Here is a 20,347-nt window from a genome sequence, read left to right on the forward strand (position 1 = left end):
GAAACTGACCTGGGCATTCGCGGTCATCGCCGGCTTGCCCATCGTCCTTGTGGCCACCCTGGTGGTCCTCAACCTGCGTGGCGAAGCCCGCGACGGATTCCTCGATGGCAGCAGCCGGGAAATCCGCCAGGTCAGCAACGCAATGAACATCTTCTTCCAGGGCATCAACCAGAACGTCGAGTACATGGCCTCGCAGCCCCTGGTCGCCGCCACGGGCAGCGAACTGAACAAGTACATGAGCGCAACCCCGTCCTATGAACTGGGCGACCATGCCAGCAAAGTGCTGGAGTTCATGACTCGTCTGGCCACCACGCACCCCAGCTATGCGTACCTGTCCTACGGGGTGAATGACGGTGGTTACGTCGGCTGGCCGGCCGGGCAGAAGTTCGTCAATTACGACCCGCGCACCCGCCCCTGGTACCAATTGGCCATGGCCAACCCTGGCAAGACCTTGCGTACCGGCGCCTACTACTGGGCTGCCGACGACGCCGTGCTGGTCAGTACCGTGCGCACCGTCGCCAACCAGCTGGGCAACCCTGGGGGCGTGGTCAACGTCGACGTGTCGCTCAAAGGCCTCACCGAGATCGTCCAGCAGATCAAGCTGGGCGAAAGCGGCTACTTGCTGCTGGTGGAAAACAACGGCAACGTACTGGTCGACCCCCGTGACGCCAAGCACAACTTCAAGCAACTGGCGAGCTTTGGCGACGGGTACGCCGAGCTGGCCAAGCACGGCAAGGGGCTGGCCGAAGTGGAGCTCAATGGCGTGCGCTACATGGCCAACATCTACCCGGATGAACAGCTGGGCTGGACCTTGATCGGCCTGATCGAGCAAAGCGAAGTGATGCAGACCACCACCCGCCTGACCTGGCTGATCGGCATCGTGGCCGTGGTGCTGGCTGCGCTGTTCGCCGTGGTTGGCGCCACCTTCGCCAAGCTGATCGTGCGTCCGATCAACAGCGTCACCAGCGGCCTGGAAGATATCGCCCAGGGCGAAGGCGACCTGACCCGCAACCTGGAAATCCGTGGCCGTGACGAAACCGCGCAACTGGCCAACTGGTTCAACCAGTTCCTCGGCGCCATTCGCAGCCTGATCCAGCACATCGGTACTGCCGCCAGCAAGATCCTCAGCACCTCCAGCAGCTCGACCAGGGTTTCCAGCGACATGGCCGAAGCCGCAGGCCGCCAGCGCGAAGCAGTGGACATGGTCTCCACCGCCTTCCACGAAATGGTCGCCACCGCCAACGAAGTGGCTCGCTCCTGCAGCCAGGCGGCGCAGTCGGCCGACAGCGGCCAGCAACAGGCACGCGAAGGGCAGCAGCAGATCGATGCCGCAGTACACAGCGTCGACCGCCTGAGCCAGGAGATCGAACAGTCGGCGCAGTCGATCCAGCAGTTGGAGCGTGACAGCAACGCCATCCAGTCGATCCTAGGCACCATCCGCTCGATTGCCGAGCAGACCAACCTGCTGGCGCTCAACGCCGCCATTGAAGCGGCCCGTGCCGGCGAGCAGGGCCGTGGCTTTGCCGTGGTCGCCGACGAAGTGCGTGCGCTGGCCAAGCGGACTGCCGACTCCACCGCCGAGATCGACGGCCTGCTGGGCAACCTGGCCAGCCGCACCGCCGAAGTGGCCGCACAGATGCACGCCAGCCTGGAGGTTTCGCAGCAGTCGGTGAGCCGCATCGGCCTGGCCCGTGACAGCTTCGGGCAGATCCGCGAGTCGGTGGATGTGATCCGCGACATGAACACCCAGATCGCCACGGCGGCCGAAGAGCAGCACCAGGTGGCCGAGGACATCAACCGGCACATCAGCCAGATTCACGGCGATGCGCAGCTGGTGGCGGAACTTGCCCAGGCGGCGCGGGTGGATTCGGAGAGCCTGGCCGGGTTGTCCAATGAGCTGGATGCACTGGTGCGCAGGTTCCGTACCTGATGTGTTGCCTGTGCCGGCCTCTTCGCGGGCATGCCCGCGAAGAGGCCGGCACAGGCGACCAATCACTAAAGCTTCAATTCTCCCGGCGTCGCGCCAAACAATTGCTTGAACGCCGCAATGTAAGCCGAGGTGGAGTCATACCCACACCCCAACGCCGCCTCGGTCACACTCTCCCCCGCCTCCAGCAGCGCCAGCGATGACAACAGCCGCATACGCTGCCGCCAGTTGCGAAAGCTCAAACCCGTCTCCCGCTGGAACAGCCGCATCAGCGTCTTCTCCGAACACCCCAACTCCCGCGCCCACTGCTGCAAGGTCTGCGGCTGGTCCGGTGCAGCGATCAGGCCATTGCACAGCGCCAGCAACCCCGGGTGCCGTGGCAGTGGCAGCGAAAAACCGACCTCGGGCAGCGTGCGCAACTGGTCGAGCAGCACCGCCACCAGCCGCGCCTCGGCGCTGTCACCCTCCGGGTAGTCTGCCGGGAACAGGCAGAACTGCTTGATCAGTTCGCGCGCCAGCGGGGTCACTTCCAGCACACGGCACTGTTCCGGTGCCCATGGGCAGGCATCCCGGCGCACGTACAGGCTGCGCATTTCGGCCTGCATCGAGGTGACCACCTCATGTTCGGCATCGGCTGGTATCCACACGCCCCACTGAGGCGGAGCGAAGTAGCTGCCCTCGTGGGTATACACCCCGAGGACGCCGCTGATCGCGTAGGAGAACTGCACCCAGTCGTGCTGGTGGCGGGTGGTCCAGGAGCCGGCGCCGAGGCTTTCGGCACGGGCATAGAGCGGCCTGGGCAGGTGGTCCAGCGCCGGGATGGCGCGGGGGTGTCCGATGATCGGCATGGCGGCTTCTTGTAGTTCTGATCAGACAAGCCTAACAGTTGATTCATGGTCAAGTCAGGCGCGCTCCCACAGGGTTTGCCTCAGCGCTCTACGATAACCGTCACCCCCTGCCCACCCGCCGCGCAGATCGAAATCAGCCCTCGCCCCTTCCCCGCCCTCGCCAGCAACTTGGCCAGGTTGGCCAATATCCGCCCCCCGGTGGCGGCAAACGGGTGCCCGGCCGCCAGCGAACTGCCCTTGACGTTGAGCTTGCTGCGGTCGATCGCCCCGAGCGGCGCATCCAGCCCCAACCGTTCGCGGCAATAATCGGCATCTTCCCAGGCCTTGAGCGTGCATAGCACCTGGGCAGCAAAGGCTTCGTGAATCTCGTAATAGTCAAAGTCCTGCAGCGTCAGGCCATTGCGCGCCAGCAGCCGCGGCACCGCATACACTGGCGCCATCAATAGCCCTTCGCGTCCCGTAACGAAATCCACCGCAGCGGTTTCGCCATCGACCAGATACGCCAGCACCGGCAGCCCCTGCTGCTCGGCCCATTTCTCGCTGCCCAGCAAGACCAGCGAAGCGCCATCGGTCAGCGGTGTGGAATTGCCCGCCGTCAGCGTGCCCTGCCCGCTGCGATCGAAGGCCGGCTTGAGCCGGGCCAGTTGCTCCAGGTTCAGGTCGGGGCGCAGGTTGTTATCACGGGTCAACGACAGAAACGGCGTCAGCAGGTCATCCTGCCAACCTTCGGCGTACGCGGCAGCCAGCGCCTGGTGGCTGAGCAGCGCCAGCTCGTCCTGTTCGGCACGGCCAATGCGCCAGGCCTGGGCCATGCGTTCGCAATGCTCGCCCATCGACATCCCGGTGCGCGGTTCACCGTTACGCGGCAATTCGGGTTTCAGGTGGTGGGGGCGCAGCTTGAGGAACGGCTTGAGCCGCTCGCCCAGGCTTTTGCCACGGTTGGCTTGCAGCAGGATGTGGCGCAAGCCTTCGTTGACCGCAATCGGCGCATCGGAGGTGGTGTCCACGCCGCCGGCAATGCCACAGTCGATCTGCCCCAGGGCAATCTTGTTGGCCACCAGCAGCGCCGCCTCCAGCCCGGTGCCGCAGGCTTGCTGGATGTCATAGGCCGGCGTCTGCGGCGACAGGCGCGAGCCTAACACGCACTCACGGGTCAGGTTCATGTCACGCGAGTGCTTGAGCACCGTACCGGCCACCACCTCCCCCATGCGCACCCCATGCAAGCGGTAGCGTTCGATCAGCCCTTCAAGGGCGACAGTGAGCATCGCCTGGTTGCTGGCCGTGGCATAGGCACCATTGGAGCGGGCGAAGGGAATTCGGTTGCCGCCCAGGATCGCGACCCGGCGAAGTGAACGCATGCGCTTGTTCCTCCTGAAACAATTTGATCCGTACAGCCTAGGTGTTTTTACCGCATTCGAACGACCTTGCCACAAAGTTGGTCCACACTTTCAAGCTTGCCTTCCGGGAGACCCACTCATGAGCGATCGCTACCTCGGCTTTGCCAACTCCAACCTCGGCCGCCGTCTTGTGGATGCCCTTGGCCTGCCACGCCCGGCGCCGCTGGAGCGCTGGCAGACAGGCCGCCTGCGCCCGGTCGAAGGTGCTCTGGTACTGGGTGGCGGGGCACTGGCGAGCCAGGTCGAAGCCATTGCCCCGTGCCTGACCGACACCCTTTACAGCTTCAATACCGACAACCTCAAGGCCGAGGCATGGGTAGCTGGCCTGGGACCGAAGATCAAGGCCGTGGTATTCGATGCCAGTCACCTGTCCGACAGCGACGCGTTGAAGCAGTTGCGCGAATTTTTCCAGCCACTGCTGCGCAGCCTGGCGCCGTGCGCCCATGTGGTGCTGCTGGGCCGTGCGCCAGAAAGCCTCGACAACCCGTTGGCCAGTATCGCCCAACGGGCCCTGGAAGGCTTCGGCCGCTCGCTGGCCAAGGAACTGCGCAACGGTGCGACCGCGCAGTTGCTATATGTCGGCCCCGGCGCGGAAGACCAGCTGGAAGGCGCCCTGCGCTTCTTCCTCTCGCCCAAAAGCGCCTTCATCTCCGGCCAGGTGCTACGCCTGCAAGCCTGCGCCAGCCAGGTCAAGGACTGGACACGGCCTCTGGCTGGCCGCCGCGCCCTGGTGACGGGCGCCGCGCGCGGCATTGGTGCCGCCATAGCCGAAACCCTGGCGCGGGACGGCGCCGACGTACTGCTGCTCGATGTGCCGCAGGCCAGCCAGGACCTCGATGCCCTGGCCGCGCGCCTGGGCGGCAAGGCGCTGCCCCTGGACATCTGCGCCAGCGACGCGGCAACGCAACTGCTCGCGGCCCTGCCCGACGGCATCGACATCGTGGTGCACAACGCCGGCATCACCCGTGACAAGACCCTGGCCAACATGACCCCGGAATACTGGGACGCGGTGCTGGCGGTCAACCTCAAGGCACCGCAGCTGCTGACCCAGGCGCTGTACGACAACGGCGCCCTGGGTGAAAACGCGCGCATCACGCTGCTGGCCTCGGTCAGCGGCATCGCCGGCAACCGCGGGCAGGCCAACTATGCCGCGAGCAAGGCCGGGCTGATCGGCCTGGCCCAGGCGTGGGCGCCCCGGCTCGCCGAGCGCGGCGGCAGCATCAATGCCGTGGCCCCCGGCTTCATCGAAACCCACATGACCGCCGCCATGCCCATGGGCCTGCGCGAGGCCGGGCGACGCTTGAGTTCGCTGGGCCAGGGCGGCCGCCCGCAGGATGTCGCCGAAGCCATCGCCTGGCTCAGCCAGCCGGGCTCCGGGGCAGTCAACGGCCAGGTGCTGCGGGTATGCGGCCAGGCCTTGATGGGGGCTTGAACATGAGCCGACACTGGCACGACCTGCACAGCCCGGCTTCGCGCGCCAACCTGTACCTGCGCGCGGTCAGCAAGCGCACCATCAGCGGCGCTCATCTGCCGGACGACGGCCTGCGCTGTTTCATCCGCGTCCAGCCGGGCAACCTGGCCGCCTATCGACGGTTGTGCCACTTCACCGACGATGGCCGGCTACCGGGGACTTATCCCCATGTCATGGCATTCACGCTGCAGTTGCAATTGATGACCGCGCCAGACTTCCCCTTCCCGCTGCTCGGCCTGGTGCACCTGCACAACCGCATCGAAGTGGTGCGCCCACTGGGCGGTATCGAAGGGCTGCGCTTTGCGGTGTATGCGGCCAATCTGCAAGCACATGCCAAGGGCGGCACCTTCGACCTGGTTACCGAAGCCGAAGACGGCATCGGCCTGATCTGGCGCGAGACCAGCCGTATGCTGGTGCGCGGGCTGAAGCTGGAAAGCGAGGCAGGCGAACCTGCCGAGGACGAGCCACAAGCATTACCAGAGGCGAGCCGCTGGTACGCCGACAAGGATATCGGCCGGCGTTATGCCAAGGTCTGCGGGGACTACAACCCGATCCACCTCAGCGCCGCCAGTGCTCGGCTGTTCGGCTTCCCCACGGCGATTGCCCATGGCATGTGGAGCAAGGCCATGGCCCTGGCAGCACTGCGCGGGCACCTGCCGCACAGTGGCTATGCCTTCGAGGTGGATTTCCGCAAACCGGTGCGCTTGCCGTCGGAGGTGGTGCTAGGTGCCAGTGAGGCGGGGGCTGCGGGTGAGCTGCGGCTGGATGGGCATGGAGGGGTGCTGCATATGGTCGGGCGCTGGGCTCGGCTTTAGGCCCCTTGCTTTGCATCGGGCCTGCGCAGAAGCTATGCAGCATTAGGAGACCCCCGATGAACCTGCAAGAACTCACCCAACGCCTGCACCAGATCCGCGACAACAACGACTGGCGCCGCTTCCACAGCCCGAAGAACCTGGCCATGGCCGCCAGCGTCGAAATGGCCGAGCTGGTGGAAATCTTCCAGTGGCTGAGCGAGGACCAATCGCGCCAGTTGCCCGCCGACCAGCTGGCCCACGCCGGCCAGGAAATCGGCGATGTGGTGCTGTACCTGTTGCTGCTGTGCAGCGAGCTGGGCCTGGACATGGACCAGGTGGTGCGGGCCAAGCTGGCCGACAGCGAGAGGCGCTTCGCCCGATGAACGACCGTCACTTCGATGAGCTGGCCACCCGCTTTGCCGAGAAGATCTACGGCGGTGCCAAGGGCGCGATCCGCCTGGCCGTGTTGCAGGCCGACCTGGCCGAAGCCCTGCCCGACCGCCCGCTGCGCATTCTCGACATCGGTGCCGGGTTGGGCCACATGGCCTTGTGGCTGGCCCAGCGCGGCCACCAGCTGACCCTGGCCGAACCCGCCGCGCCGATGCTCGACGGCGCACGGGCGCGCTTTGCCGAAGCCGGCCAACCGGCCACCTTCATCCAGGCCCCCTGGCAAGACCTGCTCGGCCAGCTGACCGAACCCTACGACCTGGTGCTATGCCACGCCGTCCTTGAATGGCTGGCCGAGCCCGAAAGCATCCTGCCAGTGCTGCACCAGCTCACCGCCCCCTCCGGGTGGCTGTCCCTGGCCTTCTACAACCGCGACGCACTGGTCTATCGCAACCTGCTCAAGGGCCATTTCCGCAAGTTGCGCAGCAATCGGCTGGAAGGTGAAAAGCAGAGCCTGACCCCACAAAAACCGCTTGATCCACGCGAACTCAGGGCGCAACTTGAGCCTATGTGGCAGGTTGAAAGCGAAAGTGGCGTGCGGGTGTTCCACGACTACATGCCCAAGGAATTCCAGGGCAAGGCCGAGCTGCTCGACCTGCTGGAAATGGAACTGGCCTACCGTCGCCACCCCAGCTTCGCCGGGCTCGGCCGCTACCTGCACTGGGTCTGCCGCCCTCGCTGAACCACCCGCCGGGAGGAATACATGCCGTACCGTCTGTTGTGCCTGGTCGTGCTGCCGCTTGCCCTGGCTGGCTGCCAGGGCAGCAACCCGTATGTGGCCAGCAGCCGCCCGTTGCCACCGGCCCCTGCCCAGGCGGCCACTACCTTCGATGCCAGTGCCTATCCGGCACCCACCCGTGATTACGGCCACTATCGCAGCTGGAGCTGGCGCAATGGCCAGTTGCCCAGCGGCTCGGTCGATACCGACCCGGCGCAACTGGCCGATGCCGTCAGCGGCGCGCTCGACCAACACGGCCTGCGCCCCGCCCGGGGCAGCCCCGGCGACTTGCTGGTCAGCGCCGACATACGCCTGGAAAAGCGCTTGCGCCAGGTACGTGACTACGATGCCTACGACCCCTACTACGGCCCGTACCCCTACGGGGGTGTCGGCTATGGCGGCTACCGCCATGGCTATGGGGCCTATGCCAGCGTGCCCGTCGTGCGCACCTACGAGGTGCAGGTGATGGTGGTGCGTATCGACCTGTACGACGCCCGCAGCGGCCAGCCGGTATGGAGTGCCAGCGCCGAAAGCGGCAGCGACAAGGACTCGCCGCGTGAACGCGAAAGTGCCTTGCGCGATTCCGTGCACAAGGCGCTCAGCGGCTATCCTCCCAGTTGATATCTAACGGAGAACCATCATGTTGCGCCGTCTCCTTCTACTGTCATTCGCGTTATTGCTCGCCGCCTGCTCCAGCAATAACGTCCAGCAGGATTTCGATGCCAGCCGTGATTTTGCCGCCTACCGCAGCTGGGCATGGCAGGAGCCGGGGCTGCAGTACCGCCCGGACGACCCGCGAATCAAGAGCGACCTGACCGAGCAGCGCATTCGCCAGGCGGTCGCCGACCAACTCGACCAGCGCGGCCTGCGCCCGGTACAAGGTGGTGCGCGGCCCGACCTGACAGTGCGCGCCTACCTGATCGTCGAGCAGCGTCAGCAACAGATCACCACCCACTACGGCGGTGGCTGGGGGGGCTACTGGGGCGGTTACTGGGGTGGCCCGATGTACAACGAAACCCGCAGCGTCGACTACAAGGTCGCCACCATCCAGATCGACCTGTTCGATGGGCATGACAGCAAGCTGGTGTGGCGCGGCAGTGCCGAGCAGATCATGAACAACTACCCGCCGAGCCCCGAGGAACGCAACAGCGCAATCCACAACACCGTGACCAAGGTATTGGCCAACTACCCGCCGGGCAGCAGGAAGTAACCCCTGTGGGAGCGGGCGTGCCCGCGAAGAAAACGACGCGGTGCATGGCACCGGCGTTGCCGGTGTTCGCGGGCACGCCCGCTCCCACAGGGACACGATTCCGGGCAAGACAGCTGTACCTGCCAGACCTGTGTCAGCTACGACAAAATCCATCCCGGCCACGCCTTTTTGCCTGTCCCGCCCCACTCCCCCGCAGGTTCCCGTCTATCTTCACTTAAGGAAACCTGACTGACCGGGTAGATGTGTTCAACATTTGGGAAGGACGACCTGCCAATGCAAAGCATTGTTCTCCTGATGTGGCTTGCCTTGTGCTCCGAACAGGACGTGCGTCAACGCCAGATATCCAACATGCTCACCCTTGGCGTGGCTACCTGCGCCCTGATCTGGCTGTTCGCCACCGGCCACAGCTGGATCGGCGCCGATGCCAGCGATGCCGGCTGGGCGCTGGCCATCGTCATGTTACTGACCCTGCCTGGCTACATGCTTGGACGTTTCGGTGCCGATGACGTCAAGCTGATGGGCGCACTGGCCTTGGCCACCAGCCCGCAATACGTGCTTGGTACCTTTATTGGCGCCGGTGTCAGCGTGCTGCTGTGGCTGCTCACCCGCCGGCGTCTGTGGACCTTGCTCAACCCAAAGGTGAAAAAACGTTTGCAGGCCCTGACCGAGGAAATGGGCGACAAGCAGGCCTTTGTCCCCTATGTGCTGACCGGCTTTCTTTTGACAGCTGTCTGGATCCAATGAATTTGCCTGTGGTCCGATGCCTTGTACATACCTTGTACATATTCGCGTGGTGCGGCTATTTTTAAGCTGCCAGAGCGTCTGGCCCCGGGAGCAGGGCCGTATACGAACAGGGAGTGGATCGTGACCAGACCAGTGAGTGAATTGAAGATTCTAGTGGTAGATGACCAACCGGTCATTGTCGAACAACTGTGTGAATTCCTCGAAACCAAGGGCTATGTCTGCGTACCAGCCCATTCAACTGACGAAGCCATCGAGCGCTATGCGGCAGACCCGGCCATCGGCCTGCTCATCTGTGACCTGCATATGCCGGAACGAGATGGCATCGAACTGGTGCGAGCCTTGAAAGGGGTCGACCGCAGCCAGCGCATGTTCGAAGCCATCATGTTGACTGGGCGTGCCGAGAAACAGGACGTGATCCGCGCGTTACGCGAAGGCTTTGCCGACTACTACCAGAAACCGATGGACCTCGATGAACTGCTGGAAGGCGTACGTCGGCAGGAAGAGGCGTTGCTGGAGCGCCAGCGCAACTTCCGCGACCTTGGCGGATTGAATCAGCGCCTGCAGGAACTGGCCGAGTCGATTGACGAGCTCTACCAGGATCTGGAAAGAGCCCGGGGCCAAGGTACTCACCGGCGTGCCACAGATGTGGAAGAAAGCGAAAGCGAGCTGCCAGCGGCGTTCGAGAAGCTGTCGCCACGCCAGCTGGAAGTGGCGCGCCTGGTGAGCAAGGGCAAGACCAACTACCAGATCGCCTGTGAGCTGGGCATTACCGAGAACACCGTGAAACTGTATGTGTCGCAGGTGCTGCGCCTGACCCACATGCACAACCGCACCCAGCTGGCACTGGCGCTGACGCCCAGCTCTTCGCCGATGCATCAGCGATTTACCACCCATTGAGTGCCTTGCAGCCAATCACGACACCTGTGGGAGCGGGCGCGCCCGCGAACACCGGCACAGCCGGTGCCGTGCACCGCGTTGGACTCTTCGCGGGCATGCCCGCGCCCACAGCGCCCCCTTACAACTGAACGCCAACAGTCAGAGTCAGCCGCGGCCTACGGTCCAGGCTATCCAATGCCACATCCGCCAGAGGCTTGGCCACCTCCAGCGCCACATTGAACAAGCGCCCATCGCCCAACCGCACACCAAGCGCCGCCGAGGCCAGATGGGCGTCCTCCACCGGCCCGCGGTTGTGCCAGGCCTGCGCCGTATCCAACACCACATAGGGCTGCACCAGCGCCAGCCAGCTATCACGAACGCTGTAGTTCAACTCGTAAGCCACACCCCAGCCCTTGTCCCCGTCCGCCTGGTCACGCGGGTAGCCACGGCCGAAGTTCTGCCCGCCAAACCCCGCACGCTCGCTGTCGGGCAAGCGGTCATCACTCCAGTACAACGCCCCGGACACCACTCCCTGCCAGCTATCGAGCAACGCATCACTCTGCAACCCTGAAAGCCGCAACCGCAGAAAATCCAGATCGTAGCCGGCGTCGCTGCGCGCCCCCAGGTAATCCAGCCCCTGATAGACCCCGACACTGGCGATACGCAAACGCCCCGCTTCCACCTTGCGCCAGTCGCCCTCGAATGACAGCGCACGCACATAGGTGTCGTAGTCCCGGGCCAATGGCAACCCATCCACCCGGTCTTCGAAGTGCTCACTGACCGAATACACCTGCCCCTGCACCACCATCCGTTCATCCGACCTGACGATCACCGGCTGGCGCAGGCCGATCGCATAGCGGTCGCTGTCGCGCTTACGGGTGATATCGCGGCCATCGTCCAGACGAATACGCGTGCCGGGTTCGCTGCGGTAGCGCGAAGCCGACAGCAGCAACTGGCTGCCGCCCGCGTCCAGATACTGGCTGTAGGCCAGACGCTGGTAATGCACCTGGTCATCCCCCGGTGGCAGCAACAGGCTGGCCTCGATCTGTTCGGCAAAGCGGGTCTGGGCGTGGCTGGTTGCCGTCAACAGCGCCTGCGCGTCGTCGCGGTTGCCATCGACCACGGTAACCGCAGCGCTGAACGGCTTGCGCCGCGCATGCACGGTCAACCGAGCGGCGCCATCAGCGGTTTGCGCCACCGCCAGCTGCGGCTCTATCGTCACCCCCGGCAGGCGCTCGGCCAGGCCCAGGTAGCGCTCCAGCGTTTCCCGGGTCAGCGGTCGCTCGGCGGCAAGCCGCTCCAGCAACTGGTGCAGATAGGTACTGGCCGGGCCAATATCGCCATCCACGCGGTAATCACGGATATAGCCTTCGACCAGCACCACATTGACCCGGCCATCGGCCACCTCCTGCGGCGGCAGGTAGGCGTACGACAACAGGTAGCCTTCCTGCCGATAGCGCTGGGTCAGGCGCGCGGTGTATTGCTGCAGTTCGCCCAACGTGGTCTGACGCCCGATCAGCGGCTGATAGTGTTCGCGCAGGTCGCTCAAGGGGAACACCGTGCCACCTTCGAAGCGCACTTTATGCAGCACCAACGGGGTATTCGCAGGCGCCCACGTGGGGCTGTCGCCATCCGCCACGCCCAGCTGCAGGTGAGCGCTGACCGGGCGGTAGGCATCTATCGGCAGGTTGGCGCCGGGCAGGCGACGTTCGTACTCATGGCTGTCGAGAAAACCCGGCAAAGGTTCGGCATGGGCCGCAAGCGCCCAAGGCAGCAACAACAGGGGCACGGCCAGAGGACGCATAGGGCGCTCCATGTTCCCTTGGGTTGCGGGGCGCCAGCCGGTCACACCCGTTACCTGCAAGCGTAGGTGCTGCCTCGGTCCTCGTCGAACGGCTACTCGCTGACCTGGAACGCCACGCGCGCCGTCTCGCCGCTTTCATCCAGCGCGCTGATTTCAGCCTGGCCTACCTGCTGGAAACGCACCAGCAGGCTGTCCTGACCTTGGGTTTCGCCCAATGGCTGACCGTTGAGGAACCACCAGCGCCGCCCTCCACCACCCAGCGCCGACACATGCAGTTGCAACGGTTCGCTGCTGGTGGCCGGGCGGCGCAGGTTGTCGCCCGGGCGCACGCCCACGATCGACAGCGGTGGCGCGCTGGCCGACAGCTGCGGCGGACAGGCCGGGTCGATGGCCGGCAGGCGCGCCACACGCCGCTCGACGCGTGGCAGCCAAGGCTCCAGCGGGGCCGGCCAGAGGGCGATGTCGCGGGCCTTGGCGCCCGGGCAACTGCCATCGACGCGCAGCCCCTGGTCGTTGACCCACACGCTTTCGCGCAGGCCCAGGCCGAGTGGCTGGTCGGCGGCCTGCAGGGTTGGCGGCGTGGTGCCATCCAGGGTCCAGGCGAAACGCTGACGCCGGCAGTTGGGATCCTGCTTGTTCATCGGCTGGCCCAGCGGCCAACAGATTGCCGCCACGCCGACATTCGCCGGCACCCGCTCCACCGGCACGCTGATGCCACGCTGGCTGTCACGGTTGCTCAACAGGTCGTGCACCTGCAGCATCAGCGGCGCTGCCGAAGCCAGCCCGAATTGCCCGGGGACCGGCGTGCCGTCGGGGCGGCCGATCCATACGCCGATCAGGTAGCGCGGGCCCACACCAATCGACCAGGCATCGCGAAAGCCATAGCTGGTGCCGGTTTTCCAGGCCAGTTGCGGGCGCTGCACCAGTTCGGCATGCGGGTCGCGGTCGGGACGTGCCTGGCCGCTGAGGATGCGCCGGATGATCCACGCCGCCCCCGGTGACAGCAGGCGCCGTTCCAGTAACGGGTCCTGCGGTTGCAGGCGCACTCGCGCACTGTTGCCACCCCGCGCCAGCGCAGCGTAGCCACCCACCAAGTCCTCCAGGCGACTGCCCGCGCCCCCCAGGATCAACGACAGGTTGGGCTCGGCCAGGGGCGGCAGTATCAACGGCATGCCCGCCATGCGCAGTTGCGCGGCAAAGCGTTTCGGGCCGTAGGCCTCCAGCAGCTGCACCGCCGGCAGGTTGAGTGACAGCGCCAGCGCCGAACTGGCCGATACCGGCCCGCTGAAGCCCATGGAGAAGTTACCGGGGCGGTAGTCGCCATAGCGTCGCGGCACATCCTGCAGCAGCGACTCGGAATGGATCAGGCCGTCATCCAGCGCCATGCCGTAGAGGAACGGCTTGAGCGTGGAGCCGGGCGAGCGCAACGAACGCACCATGTCGACATGCCCGAAGCGGCGCTCGTCGGCCAGGTCGATCGAGCCCAGGTAGGCACGCACCGCCATGGTTTGCGCCTCGACCACCAGGATGGCGGCGGAGGTGCGCTCCGGCAGCCGTGCGCGCCAGCCCAGCAGCAGGTCTTCGAGGCGCCGCTGCAGCGCGGCGTCGAGCGTGGTGCGGATCAGCGGCGGGCTGTCGCTGCTGTTCAGGCGCCGGGCCAGCAGCGGCGCCAGGGCCGGTTCCTGACGTGGCGCCAGCAGCAGCGGTTCTTCGGCTGCCTCACGGATTTGCTGTGCCGGCCACACCTGGTATTCGGCCAGGCGTTGCAGCACCTTGTCCCGGGCGCGCTGGGCACGTTCGGGGTGGCGGTCCGGACGCAGGCGGCTGGGCGCCTGGGGCAGTACGGCCAGCAGCGCCGCTTCGGCCGGGGTCAGGTGCATGGGCGACTTGCCCAGGTAGGCCCAGCTGGCGGCTGCCACGCCCTGCAGGGTGCCGCCGAAGGGCGCGCGGTCCAGGTAGATCTGCAGGATTTCGCGCTTGGAAAAATGCCACTCCAGCTGCGCCGTGCGCCACAGCTGGCGCAGTTTGCCGGCCAGGGTGCGCTCATGCGGGTCGAGCAGGCGCGCGACCTGCATCGACAGCGTGCTGCCGCCCGACACCACACGCCCGCCGTGCAGGTTCAGCCAGGCAGCGCGGGCCAGGGCCAGCGGGTTGACCCCGGGGTGGCTGTAGAACCAGCGGTCCTCGTAGGTCAGCAGTGCCTGCAGATACAGCGGCGAAACCTCGTCGGGGCTGACCGGGTAGCGCCAAACGCCATCGGCATCGGCAAAGCGCCACAACGGCGTGCCGTCCTCGGCCAGCACCACCCGGGCCAGGTCGTCGCCGGGCATGGGCAGCGGCCAGAGGCGGTCGGCCAGCCACAACAAGCCGAACAACACGAGCATGCCGATCATAGTGGCACGCAACAGCCTGCCCGCACGGGTACGCGGCCGCGTTAAGCTTGGCATCGGGAACCGACCTGGCCAGGTGATGGCCAAAGGCTTGGGAACGGCAACCTCGCCGATTCGTTCATCAGGAAGCAACTATGCATGTAGAAGGTTTTTTCGAGTGGCTGGGCCAGGCGCTGGGGTCGTTGATCCGCTTCATCGTCGACGCATTGAGCGGGCTGTTCAACCTGCTGGCCAGTGCCGGTGGCAATTTCATCGATGGCCTGGCGCGCACGTTGGGCATGGAAACCTCGCTGCTCAGCATCCTCGCCCTGATCATCGGGCTGGTGCTGCTGTACTCGGCAATCCGCGCGTTCATGCGTGCCTCGATCATCCTCGGGATCATCTGGCTGCTGCTGGGGTTGTGGGTGATGAGCTGGGTAATACACTGACATTGAACTGCCCGGCGCGGACCTGTGGGAGCGGCCTTGTGTCGCGAAAGGGCTGCGCAGCAGCCCCAGATTTTCAGCTCCGCCGCTTGAGTTGCCGGGGCCGCTTTGCGGCCCTTGCGCGACACAAGGCCGCTCCCACATAGCCCGCGCCTGACAGGCGCTTAGCGGGCTCTTACGGTCATCTCCCCTTGCCCATCCCCCACGGCCTGCAGGTTCGGCCGGTACATCGATTCGACTTGCGGCGGCGGCACGCGGTAGGTGCCCGGGGTCACCGCCCGCGCCAGGTACAGCAGGTGGGTGGTGCCGTAGCTGTCCAGCTTGAGCGCGGCGACGTAACGGTCATCGCGGTACTCCTGGTGCACCACACTGGCGTTCTGCATCGACTCGCGCCATTCCTTCACCGCACTGCTGGCGTTGTCCAGGCTGGCGGCACTCTGCGCCAGGTTCTGGTTTTCCAGCTCCAGACCTGCCGGTAGCAAATCCACCACCAGCGCATCCGGCACCCGGTCTTCAGCCTTGAGCGCCAGGTGCACCAGCACCAGGTCGCCACTGCGCAGGTTGTGCAGGTCCAGCGGCTGGCCATTCATGCCCAGGTACTCACGGCGGATCTGCATGCCGTTGCCACCGGCCGCAGGCGCCTGGCGAGGGTAACCCGACAGGGTCAGTTGCTGGTACAGCGTCTCGCTGCCCTGGTTCTGCACACTCAGCGGCGAGGCCAGCAACGGGCCTTCGAGCTTCATGCCGGACTCGGCATTGTTGAACTCGCGCACTTCGCCCGCGCTGTCCAGGCGCGCCTGCCACTGGCCTTCCGGCTTGCCCAACAGGCCACGGCCGGCCAGGAACAGCGCATTGCGCTCCTGGGTCGACAGCCAGCGATTGGCCGCCAGCTCATCCGCCAGGGCGAACAGACGCTGGTCGACCTGGCGGCTGGCCAGGTTGCTTTCCTGCAGCAGCGCCAGGATCAGTGCCTGGTCGCGCAGGGCGCTGCCATAGTCGGCCATCCAGCCTTTACCGCGGCTGATGCCCAGGCCCGCCTGCAGGGCCTGCTCGGCACGCGGCTTGTCGCCCATCTTGTCCAGCGCCACCGCCAGTTGTACCAGCGGCAGGCCAGAGCGGGCGTCGGCGCGGCGTTCGAACAGGCCACGCAGGGCACCCAGCGGCGCCTGCTGGCTGCGCGACAGTACCAACGCCGCGTAGGCCTGCACGGCGAAGCGGGTGTGTTCGGCGTTCTCGCTGTAGTCGACCTCGATCAGGTTGCGCTCCTGCAGGTAGCGCAGCAGGCGTTCGCTGGCCTTCTTCAGCGCTTCGGCCGGCACACCATAGCCTTGGTCACGAGCACGCAGCAGGAAGTCGGTAACATAAGCGGTCAGCCAGTACTCTTCTTCGCTGTCCGAGCTCCACAGGCCGAAGCTGCCGTTGTAGCGCTGCATGCCCAGCAGGTGCTCGATGCCCATCTCGATCTTGCGCTTGCGTACATCGGCCGGCTCGCCCTTGATGCCCAGGCGCTTGAGGCTGTCGGCATCGGCGTACAGCGACGGGTAGAGGCCGCTGGTGGTCTGTTCCAGGCAACCGTAGGGGTAGGCTTCGAGGGCACGGATCTGCTCGGCCAGGTTCAGCGGTGGCCGGCTCGACAAGGCCAGGCTGGCTTCCAGGCCAGCGGGTTCAAAGGCGGCCAGGTCTGCTTCAGGCAGGGTCCAAGGCTGGTCCTTCAAGGCCACGCGGTAATGCTTGAGCATCGCCGGGTAGGCCGGGCGCACGCCCAGCGTCCACTCACGCTCGAACGCGCCGGTCGGCTCGTTCGGCAGCTGCAGACCAGTGACCCGCACATGCACCTTGCCCTGCCCCAGGCCACCCTGGGCCTGTACCGGGATCATCAGCGTCGAGCGCTGACCTTCAGCCAGGGCAACGTTCTGCACGGCGTTGGCCGCCAGGCTCAGCTGCCCTTCGGTGCTGATTTCAACGTTCAGCTGCTGGGCACGGCCCGACAGGTTGGCCAGGTCCAGCGCCAGGCTGGTGCGGTCGCCACCGGCCAGGAAGCGCGGCGCCGAGAGCTCGGCAATCAACGGCGCAGCGACCACGGTCTTGCCTTCGGCCATGCCGAAGTGTTCCTCGGTCCAGGCCTGGGCCATCAGCCGCAGTTCGCCATTGAAGTCGGGGATATCGACCGTGGCCTGGCCCTCGCCCTTGTCGTCCAGGGTCACCGGCAGGCTTTGCTGGGCGACGATGGTCACCGTGGTATTGGGGCGCTTGCCACCCTTGGCCATCGCCGCGTCACCGCCGAACGCCAGGCTGGCCAGGCGGCCCTGGCCGGCTTCGATCAACTGGCCGTAGATATCCAGCTGGTCAGCACCGTAGGCCTTGCGCCCGAACAGGCTGGCGAACGGATCGGGGGTCTTGAAGTCGGTAATGTTGAGGATGCCCACGTCCACCGCCGACAACAACACATGCACCTGCTTGGGCACGCTGCCATCGGCATTTGCAGCCTTGACCTTCACGGTCAGCGGCTGTTTCGGGCGCATTTTCTCCGGCGCCTGCAGGCTCACCGCCAGCTTGCGCTCGGCGCGGTCCAGCGGCAGGTGCAGTACGCCCACCGCACGTTTCGGCGTGGCGTTGGCCTTGCGCTCGCCGGGGCGGATCACCAGCGCGCTGATGTACAGGTCGTGGCGCGCCCACTGCTTGTCCAGCTGCACGTCGAACGTCTTGCCCTCGGCGGGCACGTCGATCTCCTGCCACCACAGCGGGCCATCGCTGGACTCGATCATCAGGTAGCCACTGCCGGCTGCGGGCGGGGTGACGGTGACCTTGGCGGTAGCGCCGTCGGCGTAGGCCGGTTTGTCCAGCGCCAGCTTGACCTGGTCCGGCCGCACCGCACCGCCTTCGGCGTTGTCCTGGGCGCGGTAGCCGGCCCAGAAGCGCGCGCTGGACACCAGGCCAGTCTGTGGGTCTTCCACCTCGACACGGTACGGGCCCCATTCCACCTGGAAGCTCAGCTTGGCGGTGGAGCCGGCCTTGACGCTGACAGTCTCCTCGCTCTGGGTGAGGAACTTCTCGTTGTAGGCGTAGCTCCAGCCATCGCTCTGCGAGTAGTTCCAGTAGTAGTCGCGACGTTCGCGTACCAGGCGCACCTTGAGGTCGTTGGCCGCCAGCTTGTTGCCATCGCGGTCGGCCACCAGGAACTCGAACTCCACCGGCCCGTCACTGTCGGTTTCCTCACCGTCGAACAGGCCGCGCAGGCCTGGCAGGCGCTCGGCCGGCCAGATGGGTTGTTCCAGGCGCCGGGTGATCGGCCGGCCACCGGACTCCTGCAGGCTGGCCTGTACGGTCAGTTGCAGCGGCGAGCGGGCTTCGGCCCAGCGGCTTTCGATATCGACCACGGCCTTGCCGGCCTGGTCCAGGGTGACTTCGTCCAGCTCCAGGTCCTGGTTCAGCTCGGTTTCGGTGACCGAGCCGAACTGGTAGCCCGGCAGCGCCGGCACCGCCTCGCGCAGCGGGCGAACATAGGCCTGGCCGCTCAGGCGGTTGCCGGCAGCCGGGGCGCCGTAGAGGTAACGGCCATTGACCTGGATGCGCGCATCCTGATCCGGAGCCAACGGTTTGCTGCTGCCCTTGAGTTCCAGCGCCAGGCGCTCGGGCAGGAAGTCTTCGACGAGGAATTCATACACCTGCTTGCGCCCGCCGCCCAGGTCGAGCAGCAGTTGCCAGCGGCCGGTCGGGGCCTCGCTGGCCAGCTGCAGCTGGTACTGGTACAGGCCGTTGCTGTCGGCTTCCCAGACGAACTTGCGGTTGACCTGCTCATCCGGGCGGCGCACTTCCACGCTCACCGGCTGAGCCTTGACCGGCTTGCCGTCCTGGTCGCGCAGCAGGCCGTTGAGCAACACCGTTTCGCCTGGGCGATACAGGTCACGCGGGCCGAAGATGAAGAACTGCAGTGGGTTGGCCTGCGGGCCGGTGATGTCGAACTCGGCCAGGTCCAGTGCCGCGCTGCTCAGGCGCAGCAAGGTGGTGTGCACACCCTGGGTGGCGATCAGGGTGTCGGCCTTGGGCGTGATCGGCAGCTGGGCGTGGCCATCGCTATCGGTGCTGGCCTGGGCCAGCAGCTTGCCCTTGTCGTCATGGATTTCCAGGTTGACGCCGTTCATCGCCTTGCCGCCCTCCAGGGCCTGGGCGAACACATCCAGGCGGTCGCGGTAGCGATGCGCGGACACACCGATGTCGCTGAGGGTGAACAGGGTCGCTGGCTGCGAGTAATCGTAGGTGCCCGAGGCACGCATCACTGCCAGGTACACGCCTGGCTCCTGCAGCGGCTTGATGCCGGCGATTGGCAGCAGCACGGTTTCGCGGGTATTGCGTGCGGGGTTGAGATCGAAGCGGCCGCTGTAGACCAGCTCGGCCATCTCCAGGGTTTCCTTGGACTGGTAGTAGTACAGGCTGCTGTTGCGCCCCCAGTTGACCAGGAAGGTCGAGAGCATGTCCGGCTTCACGCGGAAGAACTCGACATCGACCTTGTCGACGTTGAGGGCAATCACCGGCAGGCCCTCGGCCAGGCGCGTGGGCAACAGCGATCCACGGCTGGCGAAGCCGATGGTCGGCTGCATGTCGCGGGTTTCCAGGCGGCTGACCGACTCGCTGTCCAGCTGCTTGCCGTTGACTGCCTGCAGGCCCTTGTCGACGGTCAGTACCAGCTTGCGCTGCGGCTCCAGATGGCGCAGGCGCAGCTCCATCTGGTTGTCGGAGAGTTCCCAGGCGCCGTCGAGCTTGCCTTTGACCGTGTCGACCAGGTGCACTTTGCTGGCGAAGTCCTGCTTGGCATCCAGCGGTGCGGAGAAGCTGATCGACAGCGTTGCAGCGCCATCGAGCTGCACTTCGGAAACATCCAGCACGGTGAGCTCGCGGCCCTCGTAGCGCTTGGCGAGTACGGCCGGGTCTTCGCGCTCGGGCGCCGGGGTGGCGGCGGGCGCAGTGGCCGCCGGCTTTTCGGCTGGCGCCGGTTTGTCAGGCGTCGAAGAGTCACAGGCACTGAGCAAAGCCAGCGCGCAGGCCAGCAACAATCCTTTGTTGAACATGGAGTAGAACTCTTTGGCAGCATGTACGTTGAGGGCAGCAACTATAGCGCAACTATGGTCGCGCGAATTGGCTACATGGCCGGTACACTGCTGGCAATTTATAAAAGCGGGGGCGCTTTGCGCCCCTTTCGCGATGCAAGGCCGCTCCCACAGGTACTGCACAGGCTTCCGGTTTGGGCGCCCCCTGTGGGAGCGGCCTTGTGTCGCGAAAGGGCTGCGCAGCAGCCCCA

The 20,347-nt window shown here is 65.7% G+C and carries 15 protein-coding genes and 1 pseudogene; 11 read left to right on the forward strand and 5 right to left on the reverse strand.

All coding sequences use genetic code 11. The annotated features are described in order from the left end of the window. Positions 1–184: 184 nt before the first annotated feature. Both ACIQYU_RS25545 and ACIQYU_RS25550 read left to right on the forward strand, forming a co-directional pair. A pseudogene (locus ACIQYU_RS25545) lies at positions 185–1,072 on the forward strand (sensor histidine kinase); the annotation flags it as partial. 129 nt (positions 1,073–1,201) lie between these two features. Beyond that, positions 1,202–1,930 carry a methyl-accepting chemotaxis protein gene (locus ACIQYU_RS25550; RefSeq protein WP_370290390.1) on the forward strand — a complete coding sequence of 243 codons (729 nt, stop codon included), beginning with the start codon at positions 1,202–1,204 and terminating at the stop codon, positions 1,928–1,930. A gap of 65 nt (positions 1,931–1,995) precedes the next feature. On the opposite strand, the gene ACIQYU_RS25555 is transcribed toward ACIQYU_RS25550, so the two are convergent. Beyond that, positions 1,996–2,775: a helix-turn-helix transcriptional regulator gene (locus ACIQYU_RS25555; RefSeq protein ID WP_207838095.1), complete on the reverse strand. Its 780-nt coding sequence runs from the start codon at positions 2,773–2,775 to the stop codon at positions 1,996–1,998. A gap of 80 nt (positions 2,776–2,855) precedes the next feature. Further along, entirely contained in the window at positions 2,856–4,133 is a 1,278-nt protein-coding gene (locus ACIQYU_RS25560; protein ID WP_402802679.1) for an acetyl-CoA C-acetyltransferase, read from the reverse strand. Positions 4,134–4,251: 118 nt separating this feature from the next. Here ACIQYU_RS25560 and ACIQYU_RS25565 point away from each other — a divergent pair, with 118 nt between their 5' ends. The 8 genes from ACIQYU_RS25565 to ACIQYU_RS25600 all read left to right on the forward strand — a co-directional run bounded on the left by ACIQYU_RS25565 (position 4,252) and on the right by ACIQYU_RS25600 (position 10,453). Next, entirely contained in the window at positions 4,252–5,604 is a 1,353-nt protein-coding gene (locus ACIQYU_RS25565) for a 3-oxoacyl-ACP reductase (protein WP_207832845.1), read from the forward strand. A gap of 2 nt (positions 5,605–5,606) precedes the next feature. After that, positions 5,607–6,458 (forward strand): MaoC/PaaZ C-terminal domain-containing protein, encoded by an 852-nt coding sequence (locus tag ACIQYU_RS25570; RefSeq protein WP_207832843.1) that lies wholly within the window; start codon positions 5,607–5,609, stop codon positions 6,456–6,458. A 56-nt stretch (positions 6,459–6,514) separates the two neighbouring features. After that, the gene (locus ACIQYU_RS25575) at positions 6,515–6,820 is read left to right on the forward strand and encodes a MazG-like family protein (protein WP_333957886.1); all 306 of its coding nucleotides are present in this window, start codon (positions 6,515–6,517) and stop codon (positions 6,818–6,820) included. Next, positions 6,817–7,566: a methyltransferase domain-containing protein gene (locus tag ACIQYU_RS25580; RefSeq protein WP_100413275.1), complete on the forward strand. Its 750-nt coding sequence runs from the start codon at positions 6,817–6,819 to the stop codon at positions 7,564–7,566. The genes ACIQYU_RS25575 and ACIQYU_RS25580 overlap by 4 nt, the downstream gene beginning before the upstream one ends. Positions 7,567–7,587: 21 nt before the next feature. After that, complete coding sequence (locus ACIQYU_RS25585; protein ID WP_333957885.1) at positions 7,588–8,223, forward strand: DUF4136 domain-containing protein; 636 nt, start codon at positions 7,588–7,590, stop codon at positions 8,221–8,223. Positions 8,224–8,242: 19 nt separating this feature from the next. Continuing rightward, positions 8,243–8,812 carry a DUF4136 domain-containing protein gene (locus ACIQYU_RS25590; RefSeq protein ID WP_207832838.1) on the forward strand — a complete coding sequence of 190 codons (570 nt, stop codon included), beginning with the start codon at positions 8,243–8,245 and terminating at the stop codon, positions 8,810–8,812. Between the two features lie 273 nt (positions 8,813–9,085). Next, positions 9,086–9,556, forward strand: a complete 471-nt coding sequence (locus ACIQYU_RS25595) for a prepilin peptidase (RefSeq protein ID WP_233688300.1) — start codon at positions 9,086–9,088, stop codon at positions 9,554–9,556. Between the two features lie 120 nt (positions 9,557–9,676). After that, positions 9,677–10,453, forward strand: coding sequence for a response regulator transcription factor (locus ACIQYU_RS25600; RefSeq protein ID WP_233694893.1), 777 nt, complete (start codon positions 9,677–9,679; stop codon positions 10,451–10,453). 118 nt (positions 10,454–10,571) lie between these two features. Here ACIQYU_RS25600 and ACIQYU_RS25605 read toward each other — a convergent pair whose 3' ends face one another. Beyond that, positions 10,572–12,236 (reverse strand): ShlB/FhaC/HecB family hemolysin secretion/activation protein, encoded by a 1,665-nt coding sequence (locus ACIQYU_RS25605; protein WP_402802684.1) that lies wholly within the window; start codon positions 12,234–12,236, stop codon positions 10,572–10,574. A gap of 92 nt (positions 12,237–12,328) precedes the next feature. Next, complete coding sequence (pbpC, locus tag ACIQYU_RS25610) at positions 12,329–14,683, reverse strand: peptidoglycan glycosyltransferase PbpC (protein ID WP_233694891.1); 2,355 nt, start codon at positions 14,681–14,683, stop codon at positions 12,329–12,331. Positions 14,684–14,760: 77 nt separating this feature from the next. On the opposite strand from pbpC, the gene ACIQYU_RS25615 reads away from it, so the two are divergent. Further along, a complete protein-coding gene (locus ACIQYU_RS25615) occupies positions 14,761–15,054 on the forward strand; it encodes a hypothetical protein (protein WP_025337571.1) in 294 nt (97 codons plus the stop codon). 161 nt (positions 15,055–15,215) lie between these two features. Here the strand turns inward: ACIQYU_RS25615 and ACIQYU_RS25620 are convergent, their stop codons facing one another. Beyond that, the gene (locus ACIQYU_RS25620; RefSeq protein ID WP_233688297.1) at positions 15,216–20,117 is read right to left on the reverse strand and encodes an alpha-2-macroglobulin; all 4,902 of its coding nucleotides are present in this window, start codon (positions 20,115–20,117) and stop codon (positions 15,216–15,218) included. Positions 20,118–20,347: the final 230 nt, after the last annotated feature.

The sequence above is a fragment of the Pseudomonas sp. NPDC096925 genome, from assembly GCF_044762545.1.
GTDB lineage: Bacteria > Pseudomonadota > Gammaproteobacteria > Pseudomonadales > Pseudomonadaceae > Aquipseudomonas.